At 62.0% G+C, this 13,840-nt stretch carries 16 protein-coding genes, 1 tRNA gene and 1 pseudogene; 9 read left to right on the top strand and 9 right to left on the bottom strand.

What is annotated here, in order from left to right; translation table 11 throughout:
* Nucleotides 1-640: 640 nt before the first annotated feature.
* On the bottom strand, nucleotides 641-937 hold the full coding sequence (locus tag HT579_04000) for a hypothetical protein (GenBank protein ID QKS28173.1): 297 nt from the start codon (nucleotides 935-937) through the stop codon (nucleotides 641-643).
* An 82-nt stretch (nucleotides 938-1,019) separates the two neighbouring features.
* On the opposite strand from HT579_04000, the gene HT579_04005 reads away from it, so the two are divergent.
* From HT579_04005 to HT579_04025, 5 genes are read left to right on the top strand one after another with little or no spacing between them, the layout of a single operon-like run.
* Nucleotides 1,020-1,208, top strand: a complete 189-nt coding sequence (locus HT579_04005; GenBank protein ID QKS28174.1) for a hypothetical protein — start codon at nucleotides 1,020-1,022, stop codon at nucleotides 1,206-1,208.
* Nucleotides 1,208-1,657: a DUF2924 domain-containing protein gene (locus HT579_04010; protein ID QKS28175.1), complete on the top strand. Its 450-nt coding sequence runs from the start codon at nucleotides 1,208-1,210 to the stop codon at nucleotides 1,655-1,657. Before HT579_04005 ends, HT579_04010 begins: the two co-directional genes overlap by 1 nt.
* On the top strand, nucleotides 1,654-3,033 hold the full coding sequence (locus HT579_04015; protein QKS28176.1) for a recombinase family protein: 1,380 nt from the start codon (nucleotides 1,654-1,656) through the stop codon (nucleotides 3,031-3,033). Before HT579_04010 ends, HT579_04015 begins: the two co-directional genes overlap by 4 nt.
* The gene (locus tag HT579_04020) at nucleotides 3,033-3,395 is read left to right on the top strand and encodes a site-specific recombinase resolvase (protein QKS28177.1); all 363 of its coding nucleotides are present in this window, start codon (nucleotides 3,033-3,035) and stop codon (nucleotides 3,393-3,395) included. The genes HT579_04015 and HT579_04020 overlap by 1 nt, the downstream gene beginning before the upstream one ends.
* Before the next feature lie 9 nt (nucleotides 3,396-3,404).
* On the top strand, nucleotides 3,405-3,875 hold the full coding sequence (locus HT579_04025; GenBank protein QKS28178.1) for a hypothetical protein: 471 nt from the start codon (nucleotides 3,405-3,407) through the stop codon (nucleotides 3,873-3,875).
* 89 nt (nucleotides 3,876-3,964) lie between these two features.
* Here HT579_04025 and HT579_04030 read toward each other — a convergent pair whose 3' ends face one another.
* Nucleotides 3,965-4,603, bottom strand: a complete 639-nt coding sequence (locus tag HT579_04030) for a cation transporter (GenBank protein QKS28179.1) — start codon at nucleotides 4,601-4,603, stop codon at nucleotides 3,965-3,967.
* Between the two features lie 95 nt (nucleotides 4,604-4,698).
* On the opposite strand from HT579_04030, the gene cadR reads away from it, so the two are divergent.
* On the top strand, nucleotides 4,699-5,142 hold the full coding sequence (gene cadR, locus HT579_04035) for a Cd(II)/Pb(II)-responsive transcriptional regulator (protein ID QKS28180.1): 444 nt from the start codon (nucleotides 4,699-4,701) through the stop codon (nucleotides 5,140-5,142).
* Nucleotides 5,142-5,477, top strand: a complete 336-nt coding sequence (locus HT579_04040) for a YnfA family protein (protein QKS28181.1) — start codon at nucleotides 5,142-5,144, stop codon at nucleotides 5,475-5,477. The genes cadR and HT579_04040 overlap by 1 nt, the downstream gene beginning before the upstream one ends.
* 267 nt (nucleotides 5,478-5,744) lie before the next feature.
* Here the strand turns inward: HT579_04040 and HT579_04045 are convergent.
* From HT579_04045 to HT579_04055, 3 genes are all read right to left on the bottom strand, one after another.
* Nucleotides 5,745-5,820: transfer RNA gene (locus HT579_04045), tRNA-Phe, on the bottom strand.
* Between the two features lie 983 nt (nucleotides 5,821-6,803).
* Nucleotides 6,804-7,163 (bottom strand): IS66 family insertion sequence element accessory protein TnpB, encoded by a 360-nt coding sequence (gene tnpB, locus HT579_04050; GenBank protein ID QKS28182.1) that lies wholly within the window; start codon nucleotides 7,161-7,163, stop codon nucleotides 6,804-6,806.
* Nucleotides 7,160-7,573, bottom strand: a complete 414-nt coding sequence (locus tag HT579_04055) for a hypothetical protein (GenBank protein QKS28183.1) — start codon at nucleotides 7,571-7,573, stop codon at nucleotides 7,160-7,162. The genes tnpB and HT579_04055 overlap by 4 nt, the downstream gene beginning before the upstream one ends.
* 275 nt (nucleotides 7,574-7,848) lie before the next feature.
* Between HT579_04055 and HT579_04060 the strand changes: the two genes are divergently transcribed.
* A complete protein-coding gene (locus HT579_04060; GenBank protein QKS28184.1) occupies nucleotides 7,849-9,441 on the top strand; it encodes a diguanylate cyclase in 1,593 nt (530 codons plus the stop codon).
* A gap of 103 nt (nucleotides 9,442-9,544) precedes the next feature.
* Here the strand turns inward: HT579_04060 and HT579_04065 are convergent, their stop codons facing one another.
* The 4 genes and pseudogenes from HT579_04065 to HT579_04080 all read right to left on the bottom strand — a co-directional run bounded on the left by HT579_04065 (nucleotide 9,545) and on the right by HT579_04080 (nucleotide 12,689).
* The gene (locus HT579_04065) at nucleotides 9,545-9,736 is read right to left on the bottom strand and encodes a transposase (GenBank protein ID QKS31491.1); all 192 of its coding nucleotides are present in this window, start codon (nucleotides 9,734-9,736) and stop codon (nucleotides 9,545-9,547) included.
* Nucleotides 9,737-10,987: 1,251 nt separating this feature from the next.
* Entirely contained in the window at nucleotides 10,988-11,314 is a 327-nt protein-coding gene (locus tag HT579_04070; GenBank protein QKS28185.1) for a DUF1311 domain-containing protein, read from the bottom strand.
* A 324-nt stretch (nucleotides 11,315-11,638) separates the two neighbouring features.
* A pseudogene (locus HT579_04075) lies at nucleotides 11,639-11,821 on the bottom strand (ATP-binding domain-containing protein).
* 520 nt (nucleotides 11,822-12,341) lie between these two features.
* The gene (locus HT579_04080; GenBank protein QKS28186.1) at nucleotides 12,342-12,689 is read right to left on the bottom strand and encodes a transposase; all 348 of its coding nucleotides are present in this window, start codon (nucleotides 12,687-12,689) and stop codon (nucleotides 12,342-12,344) included.
* Nucleotides 12,690-12,787: 98 nt separating this feature from the next.
* Between HT579_04080 and HT579_04085 the strand changes: the two genes are divergently transcribed.
* Entirely contained in the window at nucleotides 12,788-13,783 is a 996-nt protein-coding gene (locus HT579_04085; GenBank protein QKS28187.1) for an IS1595 family transposase, read from the top strand.
* Nucleotides 13,784-13,840: the final 57 nt, after the last annotated feature.

Here is a 13,840-nt window from a genome sequence, read left to right on the forward strand (position 1 = left end):
CGCTTTCGCGAGCGCGTTGGGGGTTACGCCTCTCAACAGTCCGTTGTCTGGGCAACGGACTGTTGATGAACTATTTCATAGAGCGAAAGTGCGATCGGGGTTGGCGTTGACTTTGCCGCTGCCAGTATTCGCAAGCCCGTCTAGAAAGGGATCGCTCATTATCTCGGCCAAGCCGTTCTCGACCGAGCCATCGTTGGGAACGCTTTCGCAATAGAACAGGCTATTCGAAGCATCTAAGTTTCCATCAGAAAAGGTGATGGGTCTGCCAACCGCTCAGCGCAACCCCCCGTCCGGCACTCGATTCGTTAGAAATAACATGGCGTGTATTTTCGATTCGAGAAACAGCTTGGTGTGGGTACCAGGGGGTACCAGGGGTACGTTCGGGTACCTTGATCTTGGCCACGGGAAATCGGCATCGTACAAATGTTCGCACGAACCATGAGTTCGTTTCTACGGTGAATGCCTCAAAGCATAATGATTTGAGGGGAGGTCTGCAATACATAAATCTTATGCTTATGGCTGATAGGGCAGGGCAGAAAACAGGAATCTGTGCTGCCATTCGCAACTTCTATCGTGAAACCTCAGGCAGATCGGACCCGACCGCCTTCGCCTTACGACCGCTGGAAGTACGGTTGTTGCTTCAAGGGCCGGCCGCCTTCCTCGACGCGCTTCCACTCACATCCACCTCTCTCCCGAAGACCATCGCCCACAGGGATTCCTTCGACCGCTGTCCGAACGATTGCGCCTTCTCGGGCGCATCGAAGCCGGCAACGCGGATCTTGTGCTGCTCGCGGTTGGGATCGAGCACCGTGATCGTATCGCCGTCCGCCACGCCCACCACCGTGCCGGTCAGGGTCTCCGCGGACGCGCCCATGCTGACCATTAGCAAGACCGTCAACGCGAGGTTCGTGACGTGAATGTCCGCTCTCTTACTCACGCCTACTCCAAAACACCCAGCGCCGAAAAATCTGTGGTCATATCATTCTTGACGGTCTGGACCACCCGAATGGAGAACGAAGATGACCGCTCAACTCACTCTACCCGAATCGATGTCGCCACGCGAGCGCGCGGCGGAGATCACGACAATCCTTGCTGCCGCCATCGTCCGCACCCAGCTTGCACAGGCTGCCAAACCGCGAGAATCTGACCTTGGCTTCCTGGACGACCAGCGCGTTCATACAACCCCCTATCAAGAGGAGAGGTTGTGATGAACGAAAAACAAGCATCGGTCGCTGCGCGGGTTGCCGAACTGGCCTGCATGCCCATGTGCGAACTCTGGGCGGTGTGGGATCGATATTTCCCCCGCCGTCCGGACTACCCCAACCGGACGCACGTCGAGTCGCGCATCGCCTACAAACTGCAGGAGGAAGCCTTCGGTGGTCTCACCCCCGAGACCAAGCAGAGACTGGAGGCCATCGGCGCGAAGCACTCCAAGATCAAGCTGCGCGCCAAGCCGCGTGATATCCATTTCGCGCCGGGCACGATCTTGCTGCGCGAATGGGGCGAGCGCGAGCACAGGGCGACGGTCACCGCCGAGGGGCTATTCGAGTACGAAGGGCGTACGTTCAAGAGTCTGACTGCTGTGGCTCGGCATATCACCGGCACGCATTGGAGTGGTCCCCTGTTCTTCGGTCTGCGGAAGGGAGGGACGCAATGAGCGAGATCGCAGCCAGCAAGGCCCGCAAGCGCTGCGCGGTCTACTGCCGCGTCTCCACGGACGAACGCCTCGACCAGGAGTTCAACTCCATCGACGCGCAGAAGGAAGCCGGTCTGGCGTCGATCGCCAGTCAACGGGCGGAAGGGTGGATTGCCGTCCCTGACGACTACATCGATCCTGGCTTCTCCGGCGGCAACCTGGAGCGGCCCGGATTGAAGCGCCTGCTCGCGGACATCCAGGCCGGCAAGATCGACATCGTCGTGGTCTACAAGATTGACCGCCTGACGCGGAGCCTGACCGACTTCTCCCGGCTGATCGAAGTCTTCGAGCGCAACAAGGTGTCTTTCGTCGCCGTCACCCAGCAGTTCAACACCACAACCTCGATGGGCCGGCTGATGCTGAACGTCCTGCTGTCCTTCGCGCAATTCGAACGTGAGGTCACCGGCGAGCGCATCCGCGACAAGATCGCGGCTGCCAAGCGCAAGGGGATATGGATGGGTGGCGTGCCGCCGCTGGGGTATGACATCGAAAACCGCCTGCTGGTCATCAACGAAGCCGAGGCGGCAGTGGTGCGGCGCATCTTCGCGGAGATGCTGACCATCGGCTCGCCGACGCAGATTGCCGCCATCCTCAACTTGGAGGGCGTCACGACCAAGGCGTGGACCACGCAGGAGGGCCAGGCCCGTAGCGGTGCGCGCATGGACAAGAAGTACCTGCACAAGCTGCTACGCAACCGTATCTACCTGGGCGAGTTGTCGCACAACGGGAACTGGTATCCCGGCGCGCACCCGCCGATCATCGCCCGCGAGCTTTGGGACAAGGTTCACGCGGTGCTGGCCCAGGGCGGCCGCGCCAGGTCGGTCGAGGCCAAGATGCGGTCGCGCACTGACGCCTTGTTGCGCGGTCTGCTGTACTCGCCCTCGGGCGAGCGGATGTACCCGACCTACACGCGCAAGAATGGGTGCCAGTACCTCTACTACGTGTCGCGGTCGGAAAGCCGGTTCGGCGCGCCGGGCAAGAGCTACGAGCGCCTGCCCGCGCCGGAGATCGAAGCGGCGGTGGTCGCCCAGATCCGGACCGTGCTGACCAGCCCTGAGTCCATCACCTCGGTGGTGCGTCACCTCCGTCACAACGGCGCTCAGATCGACGAAGCCAGTACGGTGCTGGCGATGGCGCGGCTCAACGACGTGTGGGATCAGTTGTTCCCGGTCGAGCGACACCGAATCGCCAACCTGATGATCGAACGGATCGACCTCGTCGACGTCGCTGAGTCGCAGGGCATCAAGGTGAAGTGGCGGGAGTTGGGTTGGGACAAGCTGATCGGTGAGTTCGCGCCGAGGGGCATTGGTGCGGAACTGCTGGAGGTCGAGGCCTGATGGACAACTCGCTGGAAACGTTTGTGCCCCTGCAGTTCAAGCGGAAGAAAGGGCAGTGGCTGGCCGACTCGGGGACGTCTGCCCACGACGTTCACATCATCGAAGCCGTTGCTCGGGCACAGTACTGGCACTCCCTGCTCGACTCCGGGGCCTTCAAGGGGGTGGTCGAAATCGCTCGGGCCGAGGGACTGATGCCGACGACGGTTGGCAGACTGCTGCGATTGGCGCGGCTGGCCCCCGACATCGTGGAGCAGTTCATCATGGGTTGCCAGCCACGAAGGCTGACGCTTCGTTGGTTGATGCGAAGCGACATCCCCGCACTCTGGCCGGAGCAGCGTCAAATTCTGGAACAGTTCAAGTAAGGAGGCGAGATGTCCAAGAGACACTACGGCCAGCAGACAGGCCGCCCTGTCACCCACGAGATCCCGACACCCGCCGGCGGCGTGCGACTGGAAACCTTTATACCCTGGCGGCTGGTGCAGCGGGGGTCCAGGAAACAGATCATCACGCCATTGGACTCGTCGCAGGAATTCCTGTCTGAGGCCGCTCGGGAGCGGGAAGCGCGGGCGGCTGGGCAGGATAGCGCGCTGATGCGGGCGCTCGGATTGGCGCACCATTGGCGGCGGATACTGGACGAGGAGCGGGCGGCTTCCATGGCCGACATCGCCAACGCAGAGGGCATGGATGTGACGCAGGTGCGCCGGGTCATGCGACTGACCCTGTTGGCGCCAGAGGTCATCGAACGGATGGTGAGTGCTCCCGACATTGTGTTGGAGCAAGTGATGCGCCGCTCGTGGCCAAACGGCTGGGGCGACCAGATGCGGGTGCTTGTACCAGAGTGATCAGCTGCTGCAACAGCCTCGGTGGCCCGCTCCTGTATTGGTGTCAGGGAGGCTCAAATCCGTTACCACGCTGTTTGTGCGCTACGGCCTCACACGGGCGTTGCTACTGCGGCGTGGGCTTCTATTTCTCCGCGCGCCTGCCGCACCACGCTCCATGCCGCCGACAGGGCCAATGCAGCGATTGCCACTGCCACCAACACATCAGGCCAAGCGGTGCCGCTACCCATGACGCCCAGCGCCGCCAGCCCCACCGCCACATTCACGATGGCATCGTTTCGGCTGCACAGCCAGACCGAGCGCATATTGGCGTCGCCATCACGAAACGCGTAAAGCATCACGGCGACGCTCACATTGGCAACCAGCGCCAGCAGGGCGACGGCGCCCATCGTGATCGGTTCCGGAGGCACGCCTGAAACTGCTGCCCAGCCAGCCCTCCCAAACACGAACACCCCATAGGCGCCCATGCTCAAACCCTTGACCACAGCCGCGCGCGCGCGCCACATCATGCCCATGGACAGCACGGCCAGCGACAGGGCGTAGTTGGCCGCGTCGCCAGCGAAATCGACTGCGTCCGCCAGCAGCGATACCGAGCCCGAGCGCAGTCCGCCAACGATTTCGACCAGAAACATCAAGGCATTGATGACGAGCGCCACCCACAGCGCCTTGCGGAAGCGCGGATCGACGGTGGCCTTTGCCGAAGAGCATCCGCCAGAGCAGCAAGCAGACATGATTTGTCCCTCAATGATTCGATACGCCTATTGGAAACCTTGAAGTAGCTACAGGGTCAAGTGCTAAAATGCTCCGGCTTACACAGGAGGCGCACATGCGTATCGGGGATCTCGCACAGATGACGGGCGTGGACGTCGAAACCATCCGCTACTATGAGAAAGCGGGACTCGTGCCGCCGCCCGCCCGGGAAGCCAACAGCTACCGTATTTACGGCCCGCCACACATAGAGCGGCTTGCCTTCATCCGCCACTGCCGGGCGCTCGACATGTCCCTTGCGGAGATCAAGCGCCTGCTCGATTTCATTGCCCAGCCGGAAGCGGACTGTGGCGATATCGATCGGCTGATCGACGAACAACTGGTTCGCGTGCGAGCGCGACTGAAATCGATGCGGGTATTGGAGCAACAACTCGCAGCCTTACGCGCACGCTGTGAAAGCGGCCATCACGCAGCCGAATGCGGCATTCTGCATGAGCTGGTATCTGCCGCTCAGGGCGAAGTCTGCGCGTGTCACGCTGGACAACCAGGGGGAGATCATTGATGGAGCTGCTCAAAGTCGCCAGCCTGTTCGCGATTACCGCTGTCGCCGAGATCGTCGGATGTTACCTTCCGTGGCTGGTCATTAAACGGGGGCGCGCCACTTGGCTGCTCATCCCGGCAGCCCTCTCTCTGGCGCTGTTCGCCTGGCTGCTCACGCTACACCCGATGGCGGCGGGGCGTACCTACGCCGCCTATGGAGGGATGTACATCGCCGTGGCGCTGCTGTGGCTCCACTTCGTCGATGGCATCCCGCTGACCCGATGGGATTCGGTAGGCGCAACAATCGCGCTGGCCGGCATGGCGGTCATTGCACTGCAACCGGCGACGAGCGCGTGACACCGCGTAACTCTCCGCGCTCGGTCGCCTCCGCTACAGGACTTGCCAACCACAACCGACCGCCTACAAACCCCCGCCAATACAGGAAGTGGCCTCGCGCGCGCTCGCGAGACTACCAGATAGAAACGGAGAACAGAGAGGCCGGGAAGGGCCAAAAACGTGGGGATGCGAGGCCTGACGCTCGCGAGGCAAGTCCGCGAAGGCCCGCCAACACTGGCGCGGCGGGCAGACGTGAAAAAGCCCGAAACGGGTTCGGGCTTTTGAATGTGGTGGCCAAGCGCGGAATCGAACCACGGACACGCGGATTTTCAGTCCGCTGCTCTACCAACTGAGCTACTTGGCCAGCGAGGACGGCAGTATAGCCAATCGTTCCCGCGGCGTCAAAAAAAAGGAACGCGCGGCGCATGCCTGACGCATGACCCTGTCGAATCGGAATCGTTCGCCGGAAACGCCCGCTCTCGCCGCTGTGGTGGTCAGATCGGGGGGACTGGCGGGAAGTGAGCGCTGGATGGGCGGGTGGTGCGGGCTCCGTCACGAGGGCCTCTATAGGTGTCAGGGCTGCGATCCGATCGCTGGGCGAGGCTTCCCCGGCACAGGGAAAGCTGCCTGCGGTGGCTTCTTGGGCCGTCCAGCGCAGGACACTCGAGTTGCAGCAGAAAGGGTTTGGCGAGAAAGCCGCGCATCTGCGCAGGATCCAGCCAGTGGGCGGCGCAGGAATTTCGGACATAGGCGATGGCACCGCGCACGCCAAGCTGGCTGTACCGCTCGCGGAGCTATGGCGTGAAGGTAAGCGTCCGCCGCAGCCGGCCCCCGGGCGCGGCGCGCTCACCGTGTCGTCTTCAGCGGCAGCAGTTCGTCGACGCGGGCGTTCGGCCAACTCGAGATCTTGTCGAGCGTTTTGGTGGGTCAGGCCATCGGTGCGATCCGGTTCGGCCGAGCCGTCTCGACCAGCGACTGGATCGGGGCAGCACGTTGGCCGGCGGGCCCGGAACCCGCGAACAGCCAGCTCTTCATCTTATCGCAAGATTGCGATAAGAAGAGTTATCCTCGGTCAATGATCAGGCAAGCTTTGTGCGCTCCGTCTTCAGCGGCGAGGGCCGCCTGCCGGCGGCAGGCCAAGCTCGCAGCCCTTCGCTGAGCACGCCGGCGCCCGGCAGGCGGCCCTCACCGCTTGCCTTCGTCGGACGAGCATCCCAAAGGGGTGCCCCGGTTCCCGGTCCCCGGTCCGGTGCCGGACTCAAGCGCCGCCGCGGGTTTGCAGTTCTGCCGAAAGGACACGGTCGAACAGTCCTTCCCGCGACGTGCGGCGAACCGGTTGCAGTTCGATCACGCCGAGCGCGTCGAGCCGCTCGGCCACTGGCGTCGGCCGCCAGCCGCCGCGTGGTCGCCGCCCGAGAGCAGAACTGCCAGGGCATGCGGGGCGAGAACCTGCCCGGGCGATGCCTCGGGCCAGAAACTGAAGCGACCCTGCGACAGGCGCTTTTGGCACAGCCAGAAGCCCTGGCCATCATAGACCAGGAGTTTGACAGCGGTACGCCGGCGGTTGCGGAAGACGAACAGGGCGCCGCTGAACGGGTCTTCGGCGAGCGTCTGCCGCACGCGTCGGGCGAGGCCGTCGATGCTGCAGCGAAAGTCGGCCGGTTCGCTGGCCACCCAGACGCGCAGGCGCGTGCTCAGCGCGATCACGGTCGCGTCTGCCAGGGACTCCGGGCGATCCCGGCGATATCACTGCTTGCCGCTTGCGCCAACTCGATGCGCAGCGCGTGCCCGTGTCGGTCCGAGAGGATCAGGACGCAAGCCGGTGGGGCGAGCGGCAGGCCGAAGTTGAGTTCGACGAAGTCCGCGGGCTGCGGCGTACTCTGCGCGCGCTCGGCCCGACTGCTGGCGGTGGCGGCCAGGCGGCGCTTCAGGCTGGTGCAATCCAGCTTCAGCGCGACCGCCACTTGGGCAACGCCGTACCGCCCGGCAAGCTCGGTTGCTCGCAACCACAGGTCGCCCGGAATGCGGGCGCCAGGCGCGCGGATGCTCCGCCACGCGGCGAGGGCGGCCGCGGTGTCGGCCAGTTGCGGGTCGGCAAGGGGAAGGGATGAGGCCATCGGCAGGGCTCCGGATCGGAATGGACGAGGCCCCCACGCGACCAGACGCCGCCAGGGATTTCACGCAGGGTTGCCGAAAGGACACGCCGCAGCGAAGACGCGAGACGATGCCCGGTTCGTGGTGCAGCAGCAGACTCTTCCGCATCGGCACGGGCGGCTGGCTATAATTGGGATCAAAGGTTCGGGACAGAAACCACGGCAGAATGCCAAGACCCCTTTCGAAGGTGGCTGGGACAGGTTCCCTTGGACCTTACCGAGATAATGGCTCGAGACACGTGAACAGCGTTCGGTCATTCGGCTTTGCTAGCCGCTGGCGCATCGGCGCGCTGCTCCTGTGGCTGGTTCTGGTCTGCCTCTTGCCGGGGATCCTGGGCGTCGCGATCCTGTTCGCGCGGGAATACCGGAACGGACGTGCCCAACTCGAACGGGACTTGATGGCCACGGCACGTGCCATGGCCCAAGCCGTTGATAGCCAGTTGCTCAGGGCGCAGACCATCGGAGAGGTATTGGCCGCCTCGGGCGTAGGGAACCGGCAAGATCTGGAGGGCTTCCACCGACGAGCCCGAGCGGTCATCGCAACGACGAAAGTCGGCATGAACGTGGTCCTCAGCGACGAGAGCGGCCAACAGATCATCAATACGCTGCGGGACTATGGCGAGCCTTTGCCGCGGCACGGCCATCCGGCGATGCTTCGCCGTGTCTTTGAGACCGCAAAGCCCGTGGTCTCGGAAGTCTACATCGGTGGCGTACTGCGCAAGCCCGTGGTCAGTATCGACCTGCCGGTGATCGTCGACACGAAGGTGACCTACGTTCTGAGCATCGGTTTGTCGCCGTATGAGTTCAACTCCATTCTCGTCGCGCAGAACTTTCCAGCGGGATGGGTTTCAGCAATCTTCGATCACACGGGCACCATTGCCGCGCGGACCCACGCGCCTGAAGAGTTCATCGGCCAGAAGGGAACGGCCGAGTACATCCAGCGCATCAGCCAGTCTCCGGAGGGTGTGATGGAGACGGTCACGCTCGAGGGGATTCCGACGCTGTCGGCCTGGAGCCGCTCGCCGGTCACTGGCTGGAGCGTCGGCATTGGCATTCCACGACAATTGCTGGAACGGGATCTGATGCACACCATGACTTGGCTGGCCTTGGGTCTGGCCGCTTTGCTCGTCGTCGGCCTCGGTTTGGCGTGGATGGCGGGGCGCATCATCGCCGCTTCCGTGCGTGCGCTGACCGGGCCGGCCATCGCCTTGGGCAACGGGCAGTTGGTGCCCATTCCAGAAGTATGCATCCAGGAAGCAGCCGAGGTCGCCACTGCTCTTCGTCAGGCCGGTGAGTTGTTGGCGGAACGTTCTGCCGCCTTGGTAGCCGCCAATCGGGAACTGGAGCAACTCGCCCGGCGAGATACGCTCACCGGCCTGCAAAACCGGAAGTCTGCCAACGAGCGGCTGCGCATGGAGTTCCTCCGCTTGAAGCGGTCGGGCCATCCTTATGCCGTTCTGTTCATGGATGTCGATTGGTTCAAGGGGGTCAACGACACCCATGGCCACGAAGCTGGTGACCAAGTGCTGCGGCACATGGCGACGGTCCTCACGAGTTCCTTGCGAGCGACAGACTTCGTTGCGCGTTGCGGCGGGGAAGAGTTCTTGGCTCTCCTCTCGGAGACGACTCGCGAAGGCGCATTGCGCATCGCTGAGGTCGTTCGTCGCACCGTTGCCGACCAGCCCTTCCCCGTAGTTGGGCAAGTCACCGTCAGCATTGGTGTTGCAATGGCCCATGGCGAGGACCAGGATGAGGAGAGCGCAGTACGCCGTGCAGATGCGGCCCTCTATCAGGCCAAGGAAGATGGCCGCAACGCGGTCCGCTCCAGCTAGTGTAGTGCTGCATTCGTGACGAGACTTTCCTCAGGTGTGCAAGTGGCCTCAAACCCTTGCGGTGACTGGAATTCGTAAGTTCCATACTGCGTGCAACACCACACTAGCCGACCGGCCGAATGAGCTCGGCGCACCACATGAGCAACTCCCCTTCAAGCGGCAAAGGTGCGTTGCCACTGTTGGACCCCAGCAGGGTCGTCGCATCCGGGACAGATTCCCTCGACAGGTCGATGCCGACGAAGTCCCGCAACGACGGGCTGTCGGTCAGCGCACCCTTGACCCCCTCGTCCGACAGGTGATATCAGTGCTGCATCAGGTACATTCGCAGAATCCGTGCGACGCCCACCGATGTCCGACCCCGTTAACCGTTCGGGTAATGCGGCTGGATCACCGACAGGATTTCCTGCCAGCCATGCCGGAGCGTACCGGTTCTTCCGCCGCGTCAAGGGTTTGCTGCGCCGGGCTGGCCCCCTCCTTTGACTTGGCTCGCGGTCGGCAATCTTCGTGCCCGACCTTTTGGCGGCGGCAAATTTCCGCGGTTTGTGGCCGCTGATGTCAATCTTCGACCCAGTTGCACCACCGCCCTGTGATCACGGCCCGCTGCGACAGCTACCGGCTCAAAGGGAGCGTGGACGCCAACAAGCCAGCCTCGATGATTGGGATCAGCGCTACAGCGGCTCGGGGACGGTTGATTTCCGGCGCAAATAGAGAAATTCGATTCGACACGCGAGCATCCTAGCGAGAAGCTAACAAGAACACGGATGACCTATCTGGTGCTCACAGCCAAGATGATTTTCGCTCGCAGTGCACGCCACACCCTCCGAGGCTGGACGTCGGGCGTTCGTGTTTATACAGAGAACTGAGCGAATCGCATTGAAGGAGAAGAGATGACGGGTTGGCTTATTGCGGTTTTCTTGTGTGCCGTTGGCATTGTTGTCTGGCTCTCGTGGCCTCGCAGACGCGCCACATCGCAGAGTGAACGGGCCAGTAACCAGGCTGACTTGCCCTATCGCAGCGTTTCGATAAGACCCACGAAGGATTCCTGTGCCAGCGCGAAGAGTCTTCAGGGTCAGCGGTTCCTGACCCGGGAGGCACCACACTTGCCGCTGCCAAACTGTGGTGCTGTGGTATGTCAATGCCGCTATTCGCGCTTCGACGACCGTCGGGCAGATGACCGCCGCAGTCTACACGCTGTGCAGCGCGGCCTCGGTTCTGGTCCGACCAATGCCGAACACCGCAGCGGAAGGGACCGCAGGAGGCCTTTGGGGTTTCCATCACAAGCGGCTTGACGAGCGGGCGCCGCCGATCCAGGAACGGCTGATCTGATCGGCCGCCCGCGTGATGCGTTTGGTATGACGGGCAACTGGCTGATGAAGCACGCCGTAGACGAAGCAGGGCAGGTCTTCCCTGGTCGAGCACCCCTTTCCCGTCGTGAAGAATCTCCAGATGAACCAGTCGCCCCAGTTTAGATGTACAGCAATTTTAGAGACAGCACACTAGCTATGGCCGAAATCGGTGCGGGTGCGGGTTGCAGCCTACGCTGACCTCACTGGCCGAGACATCCATCCTGCGTGCAATTGACGAAGGATTGCAGCAGGTCGATCCGTTGCTGCAGATGGTTTGACAGGCAGTTGTTCTGCAGCAACGGCCAGATCGTTCCCGATTCCTCGCGCGGGCCGTTCTGATACAGGCAATCCGCGTTGATGTACTTGAGCCACGCCCGTTCCGCCTCGATGAAGCGCTTCTCCTGTTCGCTGCCGCGAAGCCGTTTGAGCTGGATCTGGTAGAGCGCATTGAGCCGTTCATCGAGTTGCTTGTAGCGCCTATAGCTGCACAGGTTCAGGTTACTCTGATTGGCCTCGCAGTTTCGCACTGCTTCCTTCTCGATCGCTTCCTGCTCCGGCCCGTCGCGGTCCGCAGCCGGCTGCAATCGGCAGCAGGCTGATCATGAGCCCGGCCAGCACTACGAAAGCCGGGCGTGACATCAGGGATCTCGGGTGGCTTTTTGTTTCGGTCATCATCGTCTTTCAGGCATCCTCCCGCTTGCTTTCGGCGCCATTGTATGGATGTCCGGTCCTGCACGCTAGGACGAGATGACCGGCGCGGGATTAGCAGAACCTTTCCCAAATGCCGGGAGCGATCAATACTTGCCCGTCGCGGAGAGACGCTCATTCAGCTTCGACCAGCGCCTGTCGACCTATGTGCCCTTGACGGCCGTGGCCAAGGCTCTCTTCTGGCCGACGAGCACCACCAACCTCTTGCCGCGCGTGATCCCCGCATAGATCAGATTGCGCTTGAGCCTCATGTAGTGCTGGGTCGAGATCCGAATCACCACCAAGGGGTACTCCGAGTTCTGCGACTTGTGGATCGTCGTCGCATATGTGGAAAACGCACGCTTGTCCCCTACCTCCACGCCTAGGGCATGCCGCACAGATGTGACCGCGTCAGGACGAAATCATCCAGCTTCCGTGGCCGTGTGCCCCACACCAATCAGGCATCTGGCGTACCCCACGCAACCAAAGCCTACGCCATCGCAAAACCCGTCCAAGCCACTCGAAAAGTCACTTAAAAACAACCGCTTGAAAATCACGCACTAAATTTCCGAAGTCAGGATTTTTCGAGGGAAATGGCCTTCAAGAGCCCAGATATGACATATGTTGGGCATGGGGGTCAGGAGGCTTACACGAAAAACCCCGCGGGACATGGCGTCGGGCGGGGTTGTCGTGTTGGCGGCAGAGCGTTTGCAGCCGGTATCCTGGCGGGCCAGAACGTATGCCAACACAAACGCTCTGCAGTTTTGGGTTGATGCTAGGAAGATATTTATTCGGTCGTGGATGATGTGGCGACGAACACATGCTGCCACCTCTCGTTGGATTTCCTCGAACATCTTCTTCGTCAGTTCATGCTTCTCCAGTAGATGGCGAAACGAAAGCAAGGTCGTCGCATCCGGTACCGATTCCTGAGACAGGGCGATCCCGACAATCCCGCGCAGCGCCTTGCTTTACGGTGATCTCATCTACCGCACCTTCATCCGACAGGCTGTACCATTGCTGCACCAGATACGCCCTCAGCATCCGCTCCAGCCCCACCGGCAGACGATCCCGCTTCCCCTTCGGGTAGTGCGGCGCAATTACCCCCAGCACCTCGCCCCACGGCATCACCTGCTCCATTTCAGCAAGGAATACTTCCCGGCGCGCCGTCCGATTCTTGCCCGCGAACTCCCCTTGGAAAAAACTTATCTGCTTCATCGCGCTACTTGAGGGGATGTTCAGATCGTGCTTATCCGGTTGTCTCCCAGGACCACTAGCTGTAGTGTGTTGAGCACCTACGCCAACCTAGAGCGACCATGGTTATCGACGTGCTTGAGCGAGGCGATCTGTCGTTTCCGCGCTCGTTGCCAGAGTTCCAGCGACTGTTCCCGGACGAAGCGGCATGCGCGGCTTACCTTGAGCGTGCCCGGTGGGGCGATGGGTTCATCTGCGAACACTGCGGCTCGCCCAGCGAGCCGTACCGCTTTGCCAATCGTCCCGGCGTCTTGCGGTGTCGTCATTGCAACCGCGACATCAGTCTTACCGCTGGCACCATCATGCAACGTACGCATACTCCGCTCTCGGTTTGGTTCTCGGCGGCGTACCTGGTTGCCAGCCAGACACCCGGTATGTCGGCCGTGCAGTTTCAGCGCCAACTTGGGCTGTCTCGCTACGAAACGGCCTTTCAGATTCTCCACAAGCTGCGCGCCGGCATGGTGCGCCCTGACCAGGACCGGATCGGCGGCAAGCCCGACGAACACGTCGAGGCCGATGAAACCTACGTCGGCGGACGTACCCGCGGCAAGGGCCGAGGCGTGCACGACATGGTTCTCGTGGCCGGCGCGGTCGAAGTCCGCCAGCGCAAGCAGCAAGGGAGCCGCAACAAACGCAGAACCGGGCGCTACGCAGGACGCGTTCGCCTTGCCGTGGCACCAGATCGCAGCGCCAAGTCGCTGGGTGGATTCATCGAGCGCGCCGTTACGCCCGGCGCCACCGTCATTACCGACGACTGGAGCGGCTACGCGAAGCTGGGCGAATGCGGCTATTACCATACCGCCGTCGCAGAGCGGGGCGACAGGCAAATTGCCGAGACCTTCCTGCCGATCGTTCACCTCGTGTTCTCCAATCTCAAAACCTGGCTGCGCGGCATCCATCACGGCGTCAGCCCGCAGCACCTGCCAGCCTATCTCAACGAATTCACCTTCCGCTTCAACCGTCGCTTCTATCCCTTCAACGCCTTCCGCTCCTTGCTTGGCATTGCTGGAGAGGTCACCGCGCCGACGTATGCCCAACTCTATGCCAAGAACACATGACCCACTACATTTAGTAGGCTTGGGAGCTAACCGGATAAGCACGGTTCAGATCATACC

It is taken from the genome of Candidatus Accumulibacter similis (assembly GCA_013347225.1).
GTDB lineage: Bacteria > Pseudomonadota > Gammaproteobacteria > Burkholderiales > Rhodocyclaceae > Accumulibacter > Accumulibacter similis.

Bases quoted from the DNA above. Each gene is read 5' to 3' on its own strand.
- HT579_04025 (QKS28178.1), top strand. From the start codon at position 3,405: ATGTCCAAGAGACACTACGGCCAGCAGACAGGCCGCCCTGTCACCCAC.
- HT579_04040 (QKS28181.1), top strand. From the start codon at position 5,142: ATGGAGCTGCTCAAAGTCGCCAGCCTGTTCGCGATTACCGCTGTCGCC.
- HT579_04005 (QKS28174.1), top strand. From the start codon at position 1,020: ATGACCGCTCAACTCACTCTACCCGAATCGATGTCGCCACGCGAGCGC.
- HT579_04055 (QKS28183.1), bottom strand. From the start codon at position 7,573: ATGGCCTCATCCCTTCCCCTTGCCGACCCGCAACTGGCCGACACCGCG.
- HT579_04080 (QKS28186.1), bottom strand. From the start codon at position 12,689: ATGAAGCAGATAAGTTTTTTCCAAGGGGAGTTCGCGGGCAAGAATCGG.
- HT579_04015 (QKS28176.1), top strand. From the start codon at position 1,654: ATGAGCGAGATCGCAGCCAGCAAGGCCCGCAAGCGCTGCGCGGTCTAC.
- HT579_04085 (QKS28187.1), top strand. From the start codon at position 12,788: ATGGTTATCGACGTGCTTGAGCGAGGCGATCTGTCGTTTCCGCGCTCG.
- HT579_04020 (QKS28177.1), top strand. From the start codon at position 3,033: ATGGACAACTCGCTGGAAACGTTTGTGCCCCTGCAGTTCAAGCGGAAG.
- HT579_04010 (QKS28175.1), top strand. From the start codon at position 1,208: ATGAACGAAAAACAAGCATCGGTCGCTGCGCGGGTTGCCGAACTGGCC.
- HT579_04030 (QKS28179.1), bottom strand. From the start codon at position 4,603: ATGTCTGCTTGCTGCTCTGGCGGATGCTCTTCGGCAAAGGCCACCGTC.
- cadR (QKS28180.1), top strand. From the start codon at position 4,699: ATGCGTATCGGGGATCTCGCACAGATGACGGGCGTGGACGTCGAAACC.